Source organism: Paenibacillus apii, assembly GCF_011043685.1.
GTDB lineage: Bacteria > Bacillota > Bacilli > Paenibacillales > Paenibacillaceae > Paenibacillus_AQ > Paenibacillus_AQ sabinae.
In genome coordinates, this window is the sequence record NZ_JAAKGU010000001.1 from 1,012,508 (window position 1) to 1,031,450 (window position 18,943).

18 protein-coding genes are annotated in these 18,943 nt (G+C 55.6%); 3 read left to right on the plus strand and 15 right to left on the minus strand.

Annotated features, from left to right (window positions below; genetic code table 11):
* The first annotated feature begins 22 nt into the window (after positions 1 to 22).
* Entirely contained in the window at positions 23 to 1,174 is a 1,152-nt protein-coding gene (locus G5B47_RS05110) for a hypothetical protein (RefSeq protein ID WP_328804453.1), read from the plus strand.
* A 21-nt stretch (positions 1,175 to 1,195) separates the two neighbouring features.
* Here the strand turns inward: G5B47_RS05110 and G5B47_RS05115 are convergent, their stop codons facing one another.
* Positions 1,196 to 2,434, minus strand: a complete 1,239-nt coding sequence (locus G5B47_RS05115; protein ID WP_165094995.1) for an extracellular solute-binding protein — start codon at positions 2,432 to 2,434, stop codon at positions 1,196 to 1,198.
* Between the two features lie 175 nt (positions 2,435 to 2,609).
* Positions 2,610 to 3,941, minus strand: a complete 1,332-nt coding sequence (locus tag G5B47_RS05120) for a PhoH family protein (protein ID WP_165094998.1) — start codon at positions 3,939 to 3,941, stop codon at positions 2,610 to 2,612.
* A gap of 105 nt (positions 3,942 to 4,046) precedes the next feature.
* Between G5B47_RS05120 and G5B47_RS05125 the strand changes: the two genes are divergently transcribed.
* Positions 4,047 to 4,595, plus strand: a complete 549-nt coding sequence (locus G5B47_RS05125; RefSeq protein WP_165095000.1) for a YhcN/YlaJ family sporulation lipoprotein — start codon at positions 4,047 to 4,049, stop codon at positions 4,593 to 4,595.
* A gap of 72 nt (positions 4,596 to 4,667) precedes the next feature.
* On the opposite strand, the gene G5B47_RS05130 is transcribed toward G5B47_RS05125, so the two are convergent.
* From G5B47_RS05130 to G5B47_RS05185, 12 genes are all read right to left on the minus strand, one after another.
* The gene (locus G5B47_RS05130; RefSeq protein WP_165095003.1) at positions 4,668 to 5,120 is read right to left on the minus strand and encodes a pyridoxamine 5'-phosphate oxidase family protein; all 453 of its coding nucleotides are present in this window, start codon (positions 5,118 to 5,120) and stop codon (positions 4,668 to 4,670) included.
* Positions 5,121 to 5,230: 110 nt separating this feature from the next.
* Positions 5,231 to 6,313 (minus strand): LCP family protein, encoded by a 1,083-nt coding sequence (locus tag G5B47_RS05135; protein ID WP_165095006.1) that lies wholly within the window; start codon positions 6,311 to 6,313, stop codon positions 5,231 to 5,233.
* Between the two features lie 86 nt (positions 6,314 to 6,399).
* On the minus strand, positions 6,400 to 6,699 hold the full coding sequence (locus G5B47_RS05140; protein ID WP_165095008.1) for a YlaH-like family protein: 300 nt from the start codon (positions 6,697 to 6,699) through the stop codon (positions 6,400 to 6,402).
* Positions 6,700 to 6,897: 198 nt separating this feature from the next.
* Positions 6,898 to 8,739, minus strand: a complete 1,842-nt coding sequence (gene typA / locus G5B47_RS05145) for a translational GTPase TypA (RefSeq protein ID WP_025335892.1) — start codon at positions 8,737 to 8,739, stop codon at positions 6,898 to 6,900.
* A gap of 186 nt (positions 8,740 to 8,925) precedes the next feature.
* The gene (locus G5B47_RS05150; protein ID WP_165095011.1) at positions 8,926 to 9,432 is read right to left on the minus strand and encodes a hypothetical protein; all 507 of its coding nucleotides are present in this window, start codon (positions 9,430 to 9,432) and stop codon (positions 8,926 to 8,928) included.
* Between the two features lie 334 nt (positions 9,433 to 9,766).
* Positions 9,767 to 10,426, minus strand: coding sequence for a TerC family protein (locus tag G5B47_RS05155; RefSeq protein WP_165095013.1), 660 nt, complete (start codon positions 10,424 to 10,426; stop codon positions 9,767 to 9,769).
* Positions 10,427 to 10,550: 124 nt separating this feature from the next.
* A complete protein-coding gene (thiI, locus tag G5B47_RS05160; RefSeq protein WP_235957079.1) occupies positions 10,551 to 11,831 on the minus strand; it encodes a tRNA uracil 4-sulfurtransferase ThiI in 1,281 nt (426 codons plus the stop codon).
* A 1-nt stretch (position 11,832) separates the two neighbouring features.
* On the minus strand, positions 11,833 to 12,984 hold the full coding sequence (locus tag G5B47_RS05165) for a cysteine desulfurase family protein (RefSeq protein ID WP_165095015.1): 1,152 nt from the start codon (positions 12,982 to 12,984) through the stop codon (positions 11,833 to 11,835).
* Between the two features lie 105 nt (positions 12,985 to 13,089).
* Positions 13,090 to 13,797 (minus strand): lytic transglycosylase domain-containing protein, encoded by a 708-nt coding sequence (locus tag G5B47_RS05170; protein WP_165095018.1) that lies wholly within the window; start codon positions 13,795 to 13,797, stop codon positions 13,090 to 13,092.
* A gap of 148 nt (positions 13,798 to 13,945) precedes the next feature.
* Positions 13,946 to 14,341, minus strand: a complete 396-nt coding sequence (locus G5B47_RS05175) for a hypothetical protein (RefSeq protein WP_235957080.1) — start codon at positions 14,339 to 14,341, stop codon at positions 13,946 to 13,948.
* Between the two features lie 10 nt (positions 14,342 to 14,351).
* The gene (locus tag G5B47_RS05180) at positions 14,352 to 14,576 is read right to left on the minus strand and encodes a DUF1540 domain-containing protein (RefSeq protein WP_165095020.1); all 225 of its coding nucleotides are present in this window, start codon (positions 14,574 to 14,576) and stop codon (positions 14,352 to 14,354) included.
* 171 nt (positions 14,577 to 14,747) lie between these two features.
* On the minus strand, positions 14,748 to 15,242 hold the full coding sequence (locus G5B47_RS05185; protein WP_165095023.1) for a YpuI family protein: 495 nt from the start codon (positions 15,240 to 15,242) through the stop codon (positions 14,748 to 14,750).
* Between the two features lie 189 nt (positions 15,243 to 15,431).
* Between G5B47_RS05185 and G5B47_RS05190 the strand changes: the two genes are divergently transcribed.
* Complete coding sequence (locus G5B47_RS05190; RefSeq protein ID WP_165095026.1) at positions 15,432 to 17,321, plus strand: S8 family peptidase; 1,890 nt, start codon at positions 15,432 to 15,434, stop codon at positions 17,319 to 17,321.
* 9 nt (positions 17,322 to 17,330) lie between these two features.
* Here the strand turns inward: G5B47_RS05190 and pdxR are convergent, their stop codons facing one another.
* Complete coding sequence (gene pdxR, locus G5B47_RS05195; RefSeq protein WP_235950080.1) at positions 17,331 to 18,914, minus strand: MocR-like pyridoxine biosynthesis transcription factor PdxR; 1,584 nt, start codon at positions 18,912 to 18,914, stop codon at positions 17,331 to 17,333.
* Positions 18,915 to 18,943: the final 29 nt, after the last annotated feature.

Sequence of the window (18,943 nt, forward strand, 5' to 3'; positions counted from 1 at the left end):
AATCTTGCAAGGAGGTGAGACGGTGCTCTCCCCCAAACGACTGGCCGCGGCCGCCCTGGCTATACCGCTCTTTTGTTCGCTGCTGCTAACCCCGCCGGCACCGTTATCATCCGCCGATCCGGACCCGGGCGGGCCCGCGGCGCCTTCCGCAACCTCCCCTTCTTCCATGTCGTCCTTTCCAGACAACGCCGATACCCGCAGGCTCATGCAGCAAACACTGTCAGCCGCCGAAATCCAAAAGGAAATCGAACGCATCGGGGTCGAGCAAAGCCTGGTTGAGCAAAAAACGGCGGAACTAACCCGTCAGGCCGACGAGAAACAGACGGAGATCGCGGAAAAAGAAAAGCGGGCAGGCGCCGTTATCCGCGCTTACTATACGGGAGACAGGGACCCTCTATTTATGGCTTTCCTGTCCACAAAAACGATAAGCAAATGGTTCATTCTGCTTGATTACTACGAGATGATTATGGGGCGCGACAAGGAAATTCTGGCGGATTATGAGCAGCAATACCATGACCTGCAGTCGACACTGGCTGCGGCTGAGCGTTCGTCGAAGGAACTGGCGGAGCTAAAAAGCGCTCTGGAGGAGCAGAAGCTGCGGGTCGAGGCTTTGCACAAAGAAATTGAAGGCGGCATTCAGAATAGCGGAGATCCGCAGAACATGACGGCGCTGCTTGAGGAGTTTACAGCCTATTGGCAAAATATCGGGATGCACGAAGTCAAAACTTACTTCAAAGCGCTGTCTTCGGCGATGAATCATCTGCCGCAGTTCGTGGAGAGCCGTGACGGTGTTCTCAAGCGCCGGGGGGTGACTTACGATTTGAATTTGAAAGAAGAGGATCTGAACGAATTCCTGCATTCACAGAACAAGCTGTTTGATAACTTCGCCTTTACGTTCAAGAACGGTTCGGTGATCGCCTCCGGCCAGGACGGGGATTTATCGCTTCGCCTGCAGGGGCATTATACAGTTCAGGAAGAGCCGGTCAACGCACTGATGTTTCATGTGGACAGCATCGTCTTCAACGGCTTTGAGCTGCCGGATACGACGCGAGCCTCGCTGGAGGAGGAATTCGACCTCGGTTTCTATCCGTCCAAGATCGTCTCGTTTCTTCGCGCCACCGAAGTGGACAGCAAGGACGGCGTTCTTCATGTAAGGCTGGATCTGTCATTCTGAACAAAAAGGGCGGCACCGCGGTCACGGCCTGTCATCCTCCGCCCCGGAGGATGACAGGATCTCTGCGACGTAGCCCTCGGCGTTCACCTTGCCGGCCAGCAGTAAGTCTGCCGCCGAAGTAATTTCGCTCCAACCGGCCTTCGGCGTCCCGCCCAGGCCGCCCCCGTCCATCAGCAGACCGCCGGCGTCAAAAGGAAAAGCGCCGCCGGTCAGCCCCGAGCTGTACGGCTCCGCCACCCCCGGCAGCCGCCCGGTATTCTCCAGCCAATCCCGCTGCGCCTTCTCGGAGGTCACATAGGACAGCCAGCCGGCGGCCGCCTCCGGACTTCGGGACTGCGCGGAGAGCGCGAAGCCGCGGCTGTACAGCAGCCGTTCGCCGGTTTGGTCACCCGTTCGCGGCAGTTCCGCCGTGAGGGCTGCGCCTTCGTTCTTCTTCCACTCGGACAGCCGGACAACGGCTGCGGCGACTTTTCCCTCCCGAAGCCAGTTCCAAAGATCTCCTTCCCCGCCATCCGTCAGATAGATGGAGCCGTGGTTCTGCACGACCCAATCCAGCGCCTTGCGGCTCACCGGAAACAGCCCGCTTCCGATGCTTTCCATAAAGGCGGACAAGCCGTAGGCGCTCCCCGCCTCCATGGCAAGCACATACTTGCCGGACTTTTGGCGGGTCTGCTCCAGCAGCCGGTTCCATTCGTCCAGCGTACTTGGAAGCGCTTCTGCTTCCAGCTCCTTCAGCCGCTCCGGCGAAAATACGAAGACATATGGATCAATATCCAGCGGCACGCCCCAGACGTATCCGTTCCACTGCAGCAGCGGAAGCAGGGAAGCCAGCGGGGTCCCCCCTGGCGAGCTTTCATAGACGTCCGCGGGCAGCAAATACCCCTGACGGGCCAACTCCCCGATCTGATGGATGTCCGTCATAACGATGTCGGGGCTGTCCCCGATCGTCAGCTCCTTCATCAATGCAGCATCTCCAGCCGCTTCGCCAAGATTCTTCAGTTGGGTGGTTACACCGCTAAGCCGTGTGTATTGATCGCTAATTTTTTGCAGCTCCCCAAGTTCATCATCGCTGAGCGATACCGATATTCGCAGATGGGCAGGCTCCCCTTTTTGCCGGAAAGCTGTGTCTTGGGTCTGCATCTGATATCCGTTCAGGGGAGGCGGTCCGTCCAGACTGCTCAGATCCATGCTTGGAGATAAGCTCGTCAGCGACAGCAGCAAAATAGCAAACAGCAGCCAATAATTTTTACGTCTCAGCATGTTCTCCTCCTTGTCCGTTCAAGCCCGTCCCTCCCATTGTACCAGCATTGCGGAACATTTGTCTGCCTGTTTATGTTAACGCTTTCTTTCCATTAAAAAGGGTGCCTTCTGCGCAGTAAAAAGGCCGGGAGTTGGTCTCCCGGCCCTTGTCTGTTGCCCTTAGATATAAACGGCTTTACAGCAAATCCGCAGCCAATTGCGCCAGACGGGAACGTTCGCCTTTTTCCAGCGTGATGTGGCCGCTGATGGCTTGCTGCTTGAACTTTTCCACGATGTAGCTTAGTCCGTTGCTGGCGGCATCAAGATAAGGATGGTCGATCTGCTCGGGGTCCCCCATCAGGATGACCTTGCTTCCCTCGCCCGCTCTGGAGACGATCGTCTTCACTTCGTGGCGCGAGAGGTTCTGCGCTTCATCAATGATGATGAACTGACCCGGGATGGAACGGCCGCGGATATAGGTCAGCGCTTCGACCTGAATGCTTCCGAGCCCCATCAATATTTTGTCGATGTCACCGGCTTTCTTCGTGTCAAACAGAAATTCCAGATTATCGTAGATCGGCTGCATCCACGGCCGGAGCTTCTCGTCTTTTTCTCCGGGCAGGTAACCGATGTCCTTGCCCATTGGAACGACGGGCCGGGCAATCAGCAGCTTCTTGTATTTATGCTCATCCTCCACCTTGAACAGTCCGGCGGCCAGCGCAAGGAGCGTCTTGCCTGTGCCAGCCTTGCCGGTGATGGTGACAAGCGGAATGTCTTCGTTAAGGAGCAGCTCCAAGGCCATCCGCTGCTGCGCATTGCGGGCGCTGATCCCCCATACGGGATCGTTCCCGAGATACAGGGGCTCCAAGCGGCTCGCGTCGCCATTCGCCTTAAGCAGCGCGGATTTGCCGCTTCCAATCTCATCCTTCAGAATGACGAATTCGTGTGGATACAGCGGATAGGACAGCTGCAGCTGCTTCACCGAAAGGCTGCGGTTGCTGTAATATTCGTCAATCAGCGCCGGGTGGACGGGCAGCGTCTGGTAACCGGCATACAATTCATTCAAATCGCCTGTTCGGTCGGACAAATAGTCCTCCGGTGTAATCCCAAGCACATCAGCCTTGATGCGGACCAGAACATCCTTGCTTACGAGTACGACGGGCCGGGGATCGGCCTTTTCGTTCTCCTCTTGCAAATAATTAAGCGCCACAGCCAAAATCCGATTGTCAGTGGATACCTCGCCGAACATTTCCTGCACCTTAATAAAGCTGCGGTGATTCAGTTCGACCTTCAATTTGCCCCCATGCTCAAGCTCCACGCCGCTGTGCAGATGCCCCCGCTCGCGAAGCCCGTCAAGCAGGCGGGACACCGTCCGGGCATTGCGTCCGATTTCGTCGGCATTCCGCTTCTTGTTATCGATTTCTTCCAGTACCACGGCGGGAATGATCACTTCATTCTCCTTAAACGAAAAAATCGAATTGGGGTCGTGAAGCAGTACATTGGTATCCAGTACAAAGATCTTTTTCATGTTATCCCCTCCACAGCGCCTGGTTTGTCTTAAAGATACATAACTCGTTTCGCCTCTGGCAAAGATAAAACCAGAACGTATATTGGACGAAAGGAGCTTGCATCCATGAGAAAATCAATGTGTCTGTTGCTGGTCCTTACGCTGGTGCTGACAAGCTGCGGTATGGTCAATAAACAGTCATCACCCTCTCCTCAGGATAAACATTCGGCAATGAATGGCGTAAATAACAGGGACCGCGGAGTAAGACCGCTGGCTGACGATGGTACGGCACCGGACGGAACGGACGTTGTGACGCTCAGCGACGCCGAGTTGAGAGACCATCTGGAACGGCTGGCCGAAAGAGTTCCCGGCGTAAAAGGAGCGCACTGCGTCGTAATGGGCAGAACCGCCGTTGTCGGCATCGACGTGGACGGATCGCTCAGCCGCTCCAGAGTGGGTACGGTCAAATACTCGGTGGCCGAGGCTTTGCGCAAGGACCCCGCCGGCGTTAACACGCTCGTGACCGCAGATGCCGATGTGTCGGCCCGTCTCGCCGAGCTGAGCCGGCACTTCCAACAGGGCCGCCCCGTCTCCGGGTTCGCTGCCGAAATGGCCGACATTATCGGGCGTATTATTCCTCAGGTACCCGAAGACACGACGCCGCGAGGCCGGTAATAACCTTTATATCGTCAGTTTCATCCGCAAATTGAATGATGACAAGGCCAAAAAAGCCCAGTGAACTTATCACTAGGCTTTTTGCATTGCGGCAAACACTTGTCCATCAAGCTTCTCCGCCGCACGCTGATCGTAGGTTTTCCCATATCTTGGAGCTGATTCCAGCTGAGCGCCATAAAAGAGCGCATTCCGTACCGCAGAGATCTGCACATCAAAGCAGCACATCTCGAACGGCACCTCGGGAAGCGGATCGATCTTTACCACGGCACGGCCGTTAATGGCATGAACCGTACCTTCCCCGAAGACGGTCAGCGTGACCAGGGGATTCTCTTTCATGTTTCTGACCAGCCGGGAACGGTGGTCGATGGCGAGCCGGAGCGTGGAGGCATTCACCGCGTACACCCACGAAATAGCCGTGGAGGTCGGGCCGCCGCTTTCCGCGTCGACAGTATTAAGCAGTACGAATGTTTCGTCTTGCAGCATCTTCAGCAAAGAATCGGTAAGCTGGGCAACGGATTCGGACATGTTGACAGGCCCCCTTGTGCGGCATAGTAGAGCTTAGTTAATTATATTATATCACAAGCCCAAACTTGCATTCAATTTGAGAAGGACGGACAGCCTTCGGAGCGGCGCGTCTAAGGGGCTGCGGAGGCCGTCGGAGCGGCTCCGGACAGCCGGTCTTTCAGACTCCGCTTCGCGGCGTCAAGCTCTTCTTCGTTAATATATACATAAGGGCTGCTCCAGGTGCCGGTTACCGGCCTGAACTCGACATTATTTTTGGACATTTGCCAATACGCTGCGATCATATTCTTGATCTGGTCCTTCTCAAGATCGGTCTGCATATTGTCGTTGATCGCATCCAGCACGCCGCCGATTTTGACGACTCCGCCCAGAGACTGCATCTGATCCATGAGGGAATGCAGCACTTCGCTTTGCCTGCGGTTGCGGTCGAAATCATCGGAAGGTTTCGTCTTCGGATCGCAGTTGGATTTGCGGTAACGGACATAGTCAAGCGCGTTGTCGCCGTCCAGCTTGGCGGGACCCTGTTTCAGATTAATGTCGGTGCCGTCCACGCTGTCCGTGTAACACATATCCTCGCTGATATTCACCTTCACGCCGCCAAGTTCGTCGACCGCCTTGCGGAAGGCCTGGAAATTAAGGATTGTCACATAGTCGATGTTTACGTCCAGATACTTGCCCATCATGGTCTTCATTTCATCCTCGGCCGAGATGCCCGACGTATCTTCCTTGCCCTTGAACCTCGTATAGTATTCGTTGATCTTCGTTCTTCTGTAGCCGTCCAGCTCCATATACGTATCGCGGGGAAGCGACACGATTGTTGCGGATTTCGTCTGCGGATTAAGCGTGACCACCATAATGACATCCGTCAGATACGATTTGTGCTCCGGCCGGTAATCCGTTCCTAGCAGCAGCATCGTCAGCGGCTTCACCTTGGCCGAATTTCCGGCCGCCACCGGCTGGTTGACTCCTGTATCCAGCACTCCGCTGTCCAGCTTGTAGTATAAATACAGGAGGTATCCGATCACGACAAGCGCCGAGATCAGTACCAGGGTTAACATCATTCTTCCCAGCCGGGACATGAAGCCGGGTTTCTTCTTCTTTCGGACCGGATTCTTCGAAGCCGGTCCGCCGGGCCTTCCGCTTCCGCCTCTCTGTCCTCTGGACCTTGGAGGCAAGCTTCCGTTTTTTGTACTCATAATTAAATAAAGTCCTTTTCTAAAGTGGGAATAAGTAAAATATCACTTGCTATATCAGACGTGTATTTCTCTCCAAAGTTGCACTTTTACCGCCGTTTGGCGATGTCAGCCGCGGCTTTTCGCTTCTGCCTTGCCTCGGCGAAGTGGCGTACACGCACGAGCAGCATTAGGCCGACGGCGACGAGCAGGCACTGAATAATCGGCAGCTTGTCATGCTGAAAAATGAGCAATATCCCCGAACCGAAAGCCATCATCACATAAAGCAAAATTTCCTTTGGCAGAGACAGCTTCTGATTGACCCGAAATACCCGGTTATACACAAAGCCAAGCAAAATAAAGATAACGACAAAGGCAATAAAGGGGTGCTCCGCAAACCAGATTTGCATATACAGCCACTCCTTGTCGGGTAATGGATACTGCATCCATTATAACATCGAAAGACGCTGCGCCGCCTAAAAACCTGCAGATGCCGGGGAGCCAAATCTTGCCGCTTGTGCCTTGATCGCAATAGGTCCGATAAAGGACAGACAGCCGCCGGAATAAATTCCGGCGGCTGATCCCTTTTAGGGGCGGCTTGCCCTTGATTACATATTGGCCTCAGCCATTTTGCGGTGTTTCTCCGCGCGCTCGCGCTCGCTCTTGTTCAGAATTTTCTTGCGCAGGCGAACCGATTTCGGCGTAATCTCGCAATATTCGTCATCGTTCAGGTATTCCAGCGCCTGCTCTAGGGAGAAGAGGAGCGGAGTCTTCAGCTTGACAGTCTCGTCCTTCGTTGCGGAACGGACGTTGGTCAATGCTTTTTCCTTACAGATATTCACGACGATATCGTTGTCGCGCGTATGCTCGCCCACGATCATGCCTTCGTAAATGTCGGTGCCCGGCTCCAGGAACAGCGTACCGCGGTCTTCCACACCCATCATGCCGTAGAAGGTGGAAGTTCCGGTCTCGGTCGAGACAAGCACGCCCTGGTGGCGTCCGCCAACCTGGCCGCCGATCAGCGGGGCATAGCTGTCGAACGCATGGTTCATAACGCCGTAGCCGCGTGTCAGTGTCAGGAAATGCGTGTTGTAGCCGATCAGACCACGCGCTGGAATCAGGAATTCAAGTCGGACCTGGCCGTTGCCGTTGTTGATCATATTGACCATTTCGGCCTTACGGCTGCCCAGGCTTTCCATAACGGAGCCCATGCTGTCTTCCGGCACGTCAATAAGAAGGCGCTCCAGCGGTTCCATCTTGGCGCCGTCGATTTCCTTGACGATAACTTCAGGCTTGGAAACCTGCATTTCATATCCTTCACGGCGCATGTTCTCGATCAGAATGCCGAGATGCAGCTCGCCGCGGCCGGAAACGATAAAGGCGTCCGGACTGTCGGTTTCGTTCACACGCAGGGAAACGTCCGTTTCCAGCTCCTTGAACAGACGCTCACGCAGTTTGCGGGAGGTTACCCATTTGCCTTCCTTGCCGGCGAACGGAGAATTGTTGACCAGGAAGGTCATCTGCATTGTCGGCTCGTCGATCTTCAGAACAGGCAGCGCTTCAGGGTTCGCAGGATCGGCAATCGTCTCGCCGATGTTGATGTCCTTGATGCCGGCAATCGCCACGATGTCGCCCGCGCCGGCTTCTTCGGTCTCCACACGCTTCAGGCCTTGGAAACCAAACAGCTTCTCGATGCGCGCCGACTTGTGCTTGCCGTCGCGCTGGATAACCGTTATGGCCTGACCTTGGCGGATAATTCCGCGGTTGACCCGGCCGATGGCGATACGGCCCAAATACTCGTTATAGTCCATCAGGGTAACAAGGAATTGCAGCGGCTCTTCCACGCTCTCCGTCGGAGACGGGATATGCTCGATGATGGTTTCATACAGGGCAAGCATGTTGTCATCCTGCTTCTCCGGATCAAGGCTGGACGTTCCGTTCAGCGCGGAGGCGTAGACGACAGGGAATTCAAGCTGATCGTCGCTCGCTTCCAGCTCGATGAACAGGTCCAGCACTTCGTCGATGACTTCGCTCGGACGAGCGGCCGGACGGTCGATTTTGTTGACGACGACGATCGGGGTCAGATTCTGTTCAAGCGCCTTGCGCAGCACGAATTTCGTCTGCGGCATACAGCCCTCGTAGGCGTCGACGACGAGCAGAACGCCGTCAACCATCTTCATAATCCGTTCTACTTCTCCGCCGAAGTCGGCGTGTCCGGGAGTGTCCACAATGTTGATGAGAAAATCTTTATAGGTAATGGCTGTGTTCTTGGCCAGAATCGTAATGCCGCGTTCCCGTTCCAGATCGTTGGAATCCATGGCGCGCTCCTGTACCGTCTCGTGCTCGCGGAAAATACCCGACTGCTGCAGCAACTGGTCGACGAGCGTCGTTTTGCCATGGTCAACGTGGGCGATGATCGCAATGTTGCGAATTTGTTCTCTTGAATGCATGATTTGTATCCAAATCCTTTCATTTATCAAATAAAATCAATTAAAATTTGCAGCGGGAATCGAAGGTTTCATAAAAGAAGCGCCGGACGCAAAACCCGACGCTTCGACATTATTTCCAATTGTATCGTGAAAGCACTGTGAAAAGCAAGTCTTTTCATGAAAAAACAATTTTCCAGAAGAAGAAGCTTACCAGCCCCTGTTCCATTTGTTCCGGCCGCCGCTCCGTCCCACGATCAGCCAGATTCCTCCCAGAACGAGAACCGCTCCGAGAACATACATAATGCCCGTACCAAGCAGGCTGAAGAACATTAACACCAAGCTGATTATGCCAAGAATCACAGCCCCGGCAGTGAGTCCGCCGCTACGAGGGGAAACGAACAGCGAATACTCGTACAAGCCGACCGCCACGCCAAGCGGCAGCACCGGCCAGAGATAAGCCATCAGCCCCCAGCCCCACGTGTTGCACAGGCCAAACAGCAGACCGTATACGGTGAGAATACCGGCAGGAACCAGGGCCGCAGGCGTCAAACGCCGGCCAAAGACGAGAGCATGCAGGAACAATCCCGCCAGCAGAAGAAGAAGCGGCCACAGCGCCCGTCCCAAAAATCCGAAGACTCCCAGCTTTCCGAGTAAAATAACGAGACCCGCGCATACGATGAACAGACCCAGCTTCATGTCGTTTTTAGAGGACATCCTACCACTCATCCCTTCAGGCAATCGCATCTCTATCCCTCCGCACGGCTTGTCTGCGCGCTTCAGGATTCTTCTTTATTTTATCCGAAAAACGCAAAAAGCGCCATCATGCGCCAATTTCCCACCAGATTAGATCTTTCCATATCAAGAAGAAACGGCTGCGCCGTCCTTTCAGGGATGGCACCGTTACTCGTAGAAATATAAGTCAAAATGATAAGCGCCAGGCTTATACATTCTTATATTTTTTAAAAAAGACCCCGTATCCAGGGCCTCTTTCGAAGCATACTCAGCTGCCCGATCCACCGGACCATCAGTTGAAGAACGGCCGGTTATTCTATCCCGCTTTCGGCGTGTGCCGTTTAATCCCCCCGGCCGCAACGACCGCAACGCCCAGGGCGACCGGCAGCAGGGAATGCAAAGTCGGCAGCAGGATGGACAGCACCGCCCCCAGCTTGACGTCCCGCAGCAGCATCTCTCCGGCGGTATAGGCGAGAATGTAGGCCCCGATGTAGATGAGCACCGGAAAACGGTGCAGCCAGCGGGTGATCACGCTGCTGCCCCATACCACCAACGGAATGCTGAGCGCAATCCCGATGACGATAAGCGCCAGATCGCCTTTCGCCAGACCGGCGATGGCAAGCACATTGTCCAGGCTCATAATGAAATCCGCGGCCAAAATCGTCCGGATCGCTTTCCACAGCGTGGAGCCTTCGCCCACGCGGACTTCGTCTTCCTCCTCAAGCAGCAGCTTGAAGGAAATCAACAGCAGCAGAATTCCTCCGCCCGCTTGAATGTAAGGAATTTTAAGCAGCAGCACCGCGGCCAACGTTAGAATGCAGCGCAAAATCACAGCGCCCGCCGATCCCCACCAAACCGCTTTTTTGCGTTGGCTCTCCGGCAGATTCTTGCTCGCCATCGCGATAACCATCGCATTATCTCCGCTTAGCACAAGATTCACCATTAATATTTCTCCGAGCAGCCATATCGAGTCCATCCCCCATACCTCCCGAACACTCATATTACTACTTGTATGCTCGGAGGCGACAAGCTATGCTTTCCGTCCTGTTATCGCGGATAAACGCAAAGACCCGCCCAAGCATGCTCAGGCAGGTCTTCTATTAGAACCAGTCTTCCTTGACGGAAGAGATTAAATCGGCTTCATCGGCAGGGCGCTCATTTCCGTGCGGAGTAACCTCCATCGTAACCGCCGCCGCAACCGCCTCGGCGAGCCGCTCCCCGTAACCGGGAAGCAACGACTCGACCTTCTCAATGATCTTCAGATTCGGGTTCGTTGTCGGCGATTTGGGCAAGAACAGCGTGCAGCAGTCCTCATAGGGAAGGATCGACAAATCGTAGGTGCCGATTTGCTGGGCAATCTCCACAATTTCGGATTTGTCCATCATGACGAGCGGCCGCAGCAGCGGCAGATCGGTAGCCCGTCCGATGACGTTCATGCTCGGCAGCGTCTGGCTGGCGACTTGGCCCAGGCTATCGCCGGTCACAAGCGCCAGGGCGCCTTCGCGTTCGGCCAGCTGTGTCGCTATTCTCAGCATGGCCCTTCTCATCAGCGTGACGATTAAATTGTCCTGGCCGATTCCGGCAAAAGAGGTCTGCACCTCCGTAAACGGAACCAGATGCAGCCGGATTCTTCCCGAGTACCGCGAGAGCACCCTGGCCAAATCGATTACCTTTTGCCTCGCTTCCCGGCTCGTGTAAGGGTAACTGAAGAAATGGACACACTCTACCTCCAGCCCCCGCCGCATGGAAGACCAGGCCGCCACCGGGCTGTCGATGCCGCCCGAAAGAAGCAGCAGCGCCTTGCCGTTCGTGCCGAGCGGAAAGCCGCCGACCGCCGGAATGCTCTCGCAGAAAATATAGGCTTGATGCTCCCGGACCTCCACCCGAAGCTCCAGCATTGGCTTTCTGACGTCGACGGACAGCGCCTGAAACGTCTTGAGCACAGGAGCGGACACCAAATGGTTCATCTCCTGCGAGCCATACGGGAAGTCCTTCCACACCCGCCGGGCGTTCACTTTAAAGGTCGTGCCCGGCTCGGGATCGACCTTTTCGATAAACCGAAGGCTGGCCTCCACGATTTCTTCAAGCTCGGGCTTGACCGCCTTTACCGGGCTGATCGACGAAATGCCGAATACTTTGGCGAGCGCTTCCAGCAGCTCTCCTGCCGGTTCGCCGTTCAATTCGACGTAAATTCTCCCAAATTCCTTAATCAGTCTTGCCTTCGGATAAGGCTTGACCATTCCCTTGACATGCCGCAGCATCGTGTTCTCGAAACGGCTGCGGTTCTTGCCTTTAAGTGTAAATTCACCAAAACGCAGCAGCAGCATGTCGGCGTATTCTGTGCTTCTTCCCGCCATCTGCACGGGGTTAGTCGGTTTCATGTTACCGCATGCCTCCTTCCGCAATCTTCAAAGCTTTAACCGCGCCAAGCAGCGCCTGTTCCAAAGCGGCAACATCAGCCGGGGTATGCTCATCCCCGAAGCTGATGCGGATGCCGCCGAGCGCCGCGTGCTCATCCCTGCCGATCGCCAGCAGCACCCGGCTTGGCTCCGCCAGCTTCGACGAGCAGGCGGACCGGGTGGATACCAGCATGCCCAGCTGCTCCAGCTGGCGCGCCATGACCTCGCCCTTCATTCCCGGATAAGAAAAATGTACAATGTGCGGCGCCCCCTCCTCGCTGCTGTTCAGGGAAAATTCCGGGATATTCCGCAAAAATGCCAGCAGGCGATTCCGAAGCGGCAGGATGCGGGAGACAAATTCGCCGCGCCGCTCGGCAGCCATTCTAACGGCTTTGGCTCCGGCAACGATCGCAGGCAGATTTTCCGTTCCGGCGCGAAGCCCTCCCTCATGGGAGCCGCCGCTCAGCAGCGGAAACAGCTGAGTGCCTTCCTTGACATACAGCAGGCCTACTCCGCGGGGCCCGCGTATTTTATGCGGAGACAGGCTGTATAAGTCGGCTCCGAAATCCCGGGGCCCTCCAGGGAGCTTGCCGAAGCCCTGCACCCCGTCCACATGAAACAGCGTCCGGGGGTTGGCCGCCTTGACGGCACGGCCGATCTCCGCCAGCGGCTGCACCGAGCCGATTTCGTTATTGACATGCATTACACTAACCAGCACCGTATCTCGGCGCACGGCACCGGCAACCTCCTCCGGCTTTACCACTCCGTCCTCGTCAGGCCGGACGATGGTGACCTCCCAGCCCATGCTTTGCAGCTGAAGGCAGCTTTCATAAATGGAAGGATGCTCCAGTTCCGTCGTTATGATATGGCGCCCCCTGTTCGTATACTGCAGGGCGATGCCTTTGATTGCCAGATTGTTGCTCTCTGTCGCTCCGGAGGTGAACTTGATCTCCCCCGGAAGAACGCCAAGAGCCGCGGCGCATACTTCCCGGGCGCGCTCGATCAGAGCCGCCGCCTCGGCTCCGGCCCGGTGCAGCGAGGAGGGATTCGCATAATGCAACCTCATCAGCTGCTCCACCGTCCGGGCGACCTCATCATATGGCGGCGCCGCTGCGGCATAATCCCAGTAAATCATATATGGCATAACTCCTTTACAGCAAATAAAGTGAAAGGATCAAACAGGGAATCCGGCGTCCGAAAAAAAATGGCGCTGGCGGTATATCCCGTTTGACCCTTTCTATTATACCGCGTATTTGGCGCGGGCGCGTTCTATTTTGGCAATATAGGCCTGAGTCTCTTTCGGCAGCTTGTCCAATTGCCCGATCAGCTCATCATCTGTGCTTACGCCAAGCTTCATTACCCGGCCCGGACCTGCGTTGTAAGCGGCCAGCGCCATATTTACCTGTCCGTTGAACCGCTTCAGCTGATACGACAGGTAGCGTACTCCTCCGTCAATGCTCTGGGCTGGATCGAACGGATCGGACACGCCCAAGCCTTCGGCGGTACCGTCCATAAGCTGCATCAGCCCTTTGGCGCCCGCGGAGGAAACGACGTTCGGATTGAATGACGACTCCGTATCGATAACCGCCTTAATCAGATCGACCGGCACTCCGTATTTAGCCGAAGCCGCCTGGATAAGATCGTCATACTCCGTCGGCCCAGCCGCTGCAAACGCAGCGCCGTCAACCTCTGTATCCGTCATTTCCCCGGAAATAGCCCCTAACGATAAGGCGCCGACTTGCTGCCACAGCAGACCGTCTCCGGAAGAAGCCCGTGCCGGGCGACTGCCTTCTGACGATGCTCTATCTTCAAGAATAGCCTCGAATCTGGACGATCCAGAATCCACAGCTTCATTCGTTTTTGACGACACTCCCGCATCAGCTGAACTTCTCAGGTTAATCCACTTCAGTTCGCCAGACCGGCTGGCAACGGCTGGGTTAATCTCCATGCTGCCGCATTCCCTCTTCCCATAATTTCATACTATACCCAGTATATCGGCATCTGGAATAAAATTGTTAAATATACTCCAAAAAAGGCTTCCAGCCCCTTATTTTAAGGTCTGAAAGCCTTTTTTGTCCACCATGTCTTTCCTGATCTTACCGCGTGAATGGAATCATAACAAAATAGCTCAGCGTCGCGACAATACCCAGCCCGATTGCCCAGGCGCCTGCCGTCTTGCGGCCATTATTATAGGCATAGTAGCCTAACACCGCCGCCGACGGACCCAAAATAATCGGCCAAATGAACAGAGAAGCGATTCCTAAGGCAAGTCCTACATAACCGACTGTCTTGTACGCTTCTCCTTCCTTGCCCTCCGACCTTGCCGCCGAACCGGCGGCAGAGTTGGTACGGACCGGAAGCGGACTTACCTCGGCGGCGTATTCTTCCCGGTGCTCGGGAGCTTTCCGAGGGTAATCGACTCTGCGCGGGCGCAGCGTGATTTTTTTGCGTCTGGAACCTTTGGGTCCCGAACCTTTTTGTCCACTGTCCATAGGGCGCCTCCTAGGCTTTCGGCTTGAAGGTCAGACAGCAGGTTGCGGAAGAATTGTTTGCAACATCCTTGTGATTCGAGAAGGTCATTTCCTCGGCGAACTCTTCCTTCGAGCGGCTGCCCGTGTGCTTGTCGATTTCGATAATGATCGAATCGGCCTTGCAAAGGTTGTTATCGCCCCAATAATGACAGTTGCTCACACTGCAGTGGACTACCGTTTTGGCGTCATTATTCATTATTATCACCTCGGATACATTATGTCCTTCCGGCCGGGACGCTATACGGCGCAGGAGTTCCCAAATGCGGGCAATCCGGAAGCGGCATAATTCGAGGAAAGAGCTGCGGATCGAATGAAAAGAATGAAAAAAGCCTCCCGGGCACTCGCGCCCAAGGAGACTTTGCAGAAGCTATACTTGATTTTGCATACGGCGTTCGGTCAAATAATCGTTCTCGTAATAAGTGAGATCATCCCGCAGCTCTTCATACACCTTGGTAATGTCCAGAATGATGTCGCGTGCCGGGCGAACCGGTTTTTTGCGGAAGCGAATCGCATCTTGTCCGGTATAGGCGTAACGGCCGTCTTCCGAGTAGCTTTCATTTTTCGGATAAAAGAAGTTGTTCACACCGTAATGATATACGTTATAGAGCGCTTTATGCGCGAAATCCTCATTGAACGTGGCCCGGCGGAGGGCAACTCCCAGCTTCTCGTACGACATCTCGGAGAATACGAGCAAATGGCGGAGATCAGACAGGAATCCTTGGTAAAAATGCGTCACCTCTTCGTCCTGCTCGGATGAGAGCTGCGGCAATGCGTAGTGGTTCAGGAACGCCTCCATTTTCTCGATGGCATATTTTAGCTTTTCTCTCGTCGTTTCGCACAATTTCTGAACATTGGCTGACATGGCGGTAGCTCCCCCTTATTGTCGTTAACTTTAATTGGCTTGCAGTTACATAGTTCCTTGTAATTCAATCGTTTTCATGTCTATCCTATCACAAAATGATGAACGGCGGTATCCTTTTGTACGCATGCATAAATCAGGCGGCTGTCTCCCATTCTAACCTTATTACATTGCCTGGGAGGAGCGGAATTTATGTCGCGTAAAAATATTGCCATCGCCGGTCTGCTCACCGCGATCTGCGCTTCCGTGCTGGCGGTGAGCCTGACCTCGCGTCCCGACAAGGGGACGGACGGGCTGCGTCAAGGCACCGAACATCCGGTCAGGGAGCACTCCCTGAAAAAGACCGCCTTGGTACAGGATGTGTACGCCACGGAAAAGCTGAGCCGGGCCGACGCGGGCCGCGATTTGAACGCCATGCTGACGGAAACGGAAGGCAAGCGGGCCCATGATGTTGCATTATATGCGGAGAAGCTGCAGCGCAGCCACGGGCATATAGCCATGCTGATGTGGATTGATTTTTCCTCGGGAACGGTTCGAACGTTCAAATCGGTTCCGCCGGAGGGCACCCCCGAGCAGCAGCGGCTGCTTCGGCAGTATTTAAACGCCGCCAAATCAGCAGTGAAAAAGCATCAAGCCTACGAATCGCCTTCATTTACCGTTGGTGAGCGCAAATACTTCATCATGAGCCAGCGGAGCCGGGACGGAAAGCTCGGCGTTCTCGCCCTGATCGACCAGACCCTGCTTAACCGGGTGGCGGAGCATCAGCGCAAAAATCTGCGCCTGATCCCCTACCCCAAGGAAGGCCATTTCCGGGTCGAATCCGTGCATACCGACACGCTGCAGGACATTACCGTCAAGACGGGACATGACAACGAGAACGCGAGCCATTTTTACGAGAATGAAATTGTTGTCCGGTTCAGGGAAGGGCACCCGAAGCGAGGGCAGCTGCAGACGATTTCCTCGGACATTCACTGCGCAGCGCCCCGGAAACTGGGATATGCTTACATTTTCCGCTCGCCGGATATGACTTACTCTCAGCTGAAGACGTATTTTCATTATAAGTGGCGGCCGCTCTATACTGAACCGCACTACTTGTATTTAACCAATGATGTGAACGGTGAAAATACGGCTGAGGTGATTACGCCGAACGATCAGCTGTTTTCCGCCTATCAATGGAATCTGCCTGCCATCGAAACGAGCCGGGGATGGAATTTGTCCAAAGGGAGCAATAAAGTCACGGTCGCGGTGGTGGATACCGGTGTTCAGGCCGACCATCCCGACCTGAAGGGACAGCTGCTCTCCGGCTATAACGCCATTTCCAATAATGGAAAACCGGACGACGACGTTGGCCACGGCACGCATGTCTGCGGCATTATCGGCGCTTTGGTCAACAATACCGAGGGAGTCGCAGGCATCAGCTGGTACAACAAAATTTTGCCCGTTAAAGCGTTGGACAGCAGCGGAGCGGGCACTACCTATTCCGTGGCCGAAGGCATTATCTGGGCGGCGGATCACGGGGCCAAAGTCATTAACCTCAGCCTGGGCAATTACGCCGATTCACAATTTCTGCACGATGCCGTCAAGTATGCCTATGACCGGGATGTGCTGCTCGTGTCCGCCGCCGGCAACGACAACACGGAACGGCCGGGTTATCCGGCCGCCTATCCCGAAGTGCTGGCTGTGGCCGCGACGAACGCCTCGGGAGAGAGAGCGTCCTTCTCCAACTACGGCGATTATATTGATGTTGCCGCGCCGGGCGAAAGCATTGCCAGCACGTATACAGGCAGCCAGTATGCGGCTCTGTCCGGGACTTCCATGGCCAGCCCGCATGCCGCCGCCCTCGCCGGTCTGGTACGCTCGCTGAACCCGGATCTGACGAACAAGGAGGTCATGGATCTCATGACCAAGAACGCCGTCGATCTCGGCTCTCCGGGCCACGACAAATATTTCGGCTGGGGACAGGTCGACATCTACAAGACGCTGCAGGCGGCGTCCGGCGGCGAGGTGCCGCTTGAGCTTTGGCCGCAGCATGTCCGGGAGAAGATCAAGCTGCTGGAACGGAAACTGGATACAAGCCCCTAAATGCGCCGGTTAGCCCGTTGATTCTTTCATGGCTTCCTTCAGCAGCGGTATAAGGAGCAGCAGCCCGCGCTCCATCTGCTCTTCCTCCATCTGCGCGTAGCAGAGCCGGATATGACTGGTCGAAGGCTCGCCCGCATAGCATACATTTCCCGCCAGAAAAGAGATGCCCAGCCGCGATGCCTTCCGGTACAGCTCCCCGATGTCAACGGAATGCGGCAGCTCCAGCCATAAATTGAGTCCGCCTTCGGGGAGTTTCCAACGTACCCCACGCGGCGCGTAGCGTTTCAGCAGTCTGGCCGCTCGTTCCATCCGCGAACGCAGCGAAGACCGTAATCCCGTCATGTAGGCGTCATAACGGCCGGAAATGAACGGGAGCAGCGCGAGCTGGATCAGCAGCGGACCGCCCAGATCGCTGGCCGCCTTGGCGGCGATCAACCGCTCGAGGATATCGCCTTCGGCCGCTAAACAGGCCATCCGGCAGCCCGGAGCGAGCACTTTGCTGAAGCTCTTCATGTAGACGACATGCCCGTCCTTGTCCATGCTTTTGATGGATGGCGGAGGGGGAGAGTGAAAATACAGATCCGAAAATGGATCGTCCTCCACAATGAGACAGCGGTAGCTGCGGGCAAGCTCCAGCAGCCGCTGTCTTCTTTCTGTGCTCATTGTGACTCCGCTTGGATTCTGGAACGTCGGCACCGTATAAATCAGCTTCGGCGGACGGCGGTCGCACAGCTTCGTCAGCAGGTCGATGCGCATGCCGTCATCATCCATCGGAACGGAAATCATCTCCGCTCCCCTCCCGGCAAATACATCGATGGCCCCCGTGTAGCTGGGCTCTTCCAGATATACGGCGTCGCCGGGGCCAATAAAGGTGCGGGCCACCAGATCGATCCCCTGCTGGGTTCCGCTCGTGATCATCAGGCTGGCTGGTGACAGGGAAATGCCGCGTGCGCGCAGATGCCGGGTCATCGCTTCACGCAGCTCCACATCCCCCTGAAAATTGCCGTAGGCCGACATCAGCTCCGGCCGCTTCGCCACAAGCGATGTCATCGCCTCGCCGATTTCCTTCAATGGAAGCAGCCCGGAATGAATCGCCGCCAGATGGAACGAATATTCGGCCTCTGAATAATCGAAATTCCGCCACAGCTGAGCCCTCGGCAAATAATCCTCAAAGCCTTCCTGCCACCCGAATTTCTTCCGGGTTCCGGTCTTTCCCTGTCCTGTATTCCGGCCCGGAGATTGGCTTCCGCCGGCATCGTTCTCCCTGTCATTCCCGTTTGTGCTGCCGTCATCCCGGGTACGATCGCCCGTTCGTCCGCCGTTTCCTATGCCGTACTCCTCAGCCTCGCGGTCTCTTGCGGGAGAAACAAAGCAGCCGAGGCCGTGATGCCGAACGATCCGCCCGCGCCGTTCAAGGTCGGCGTACGCTTTGCTGATGGTCACCTGGCTGACCCCGAGCGAGACCGCCAGCTTCCTGACCGAAGGCAGCTTCATTCCCGGCTGAAGCAGACCGGAAGCGATGCGCTGCCCCAGCGCATCGCTGATCTGCAGCGGAAGCGGCTTGCCGCCACCGCGGCTTAATTCGATATGCATCGTCAGGTCGCCTCCACTGTTATATTCAT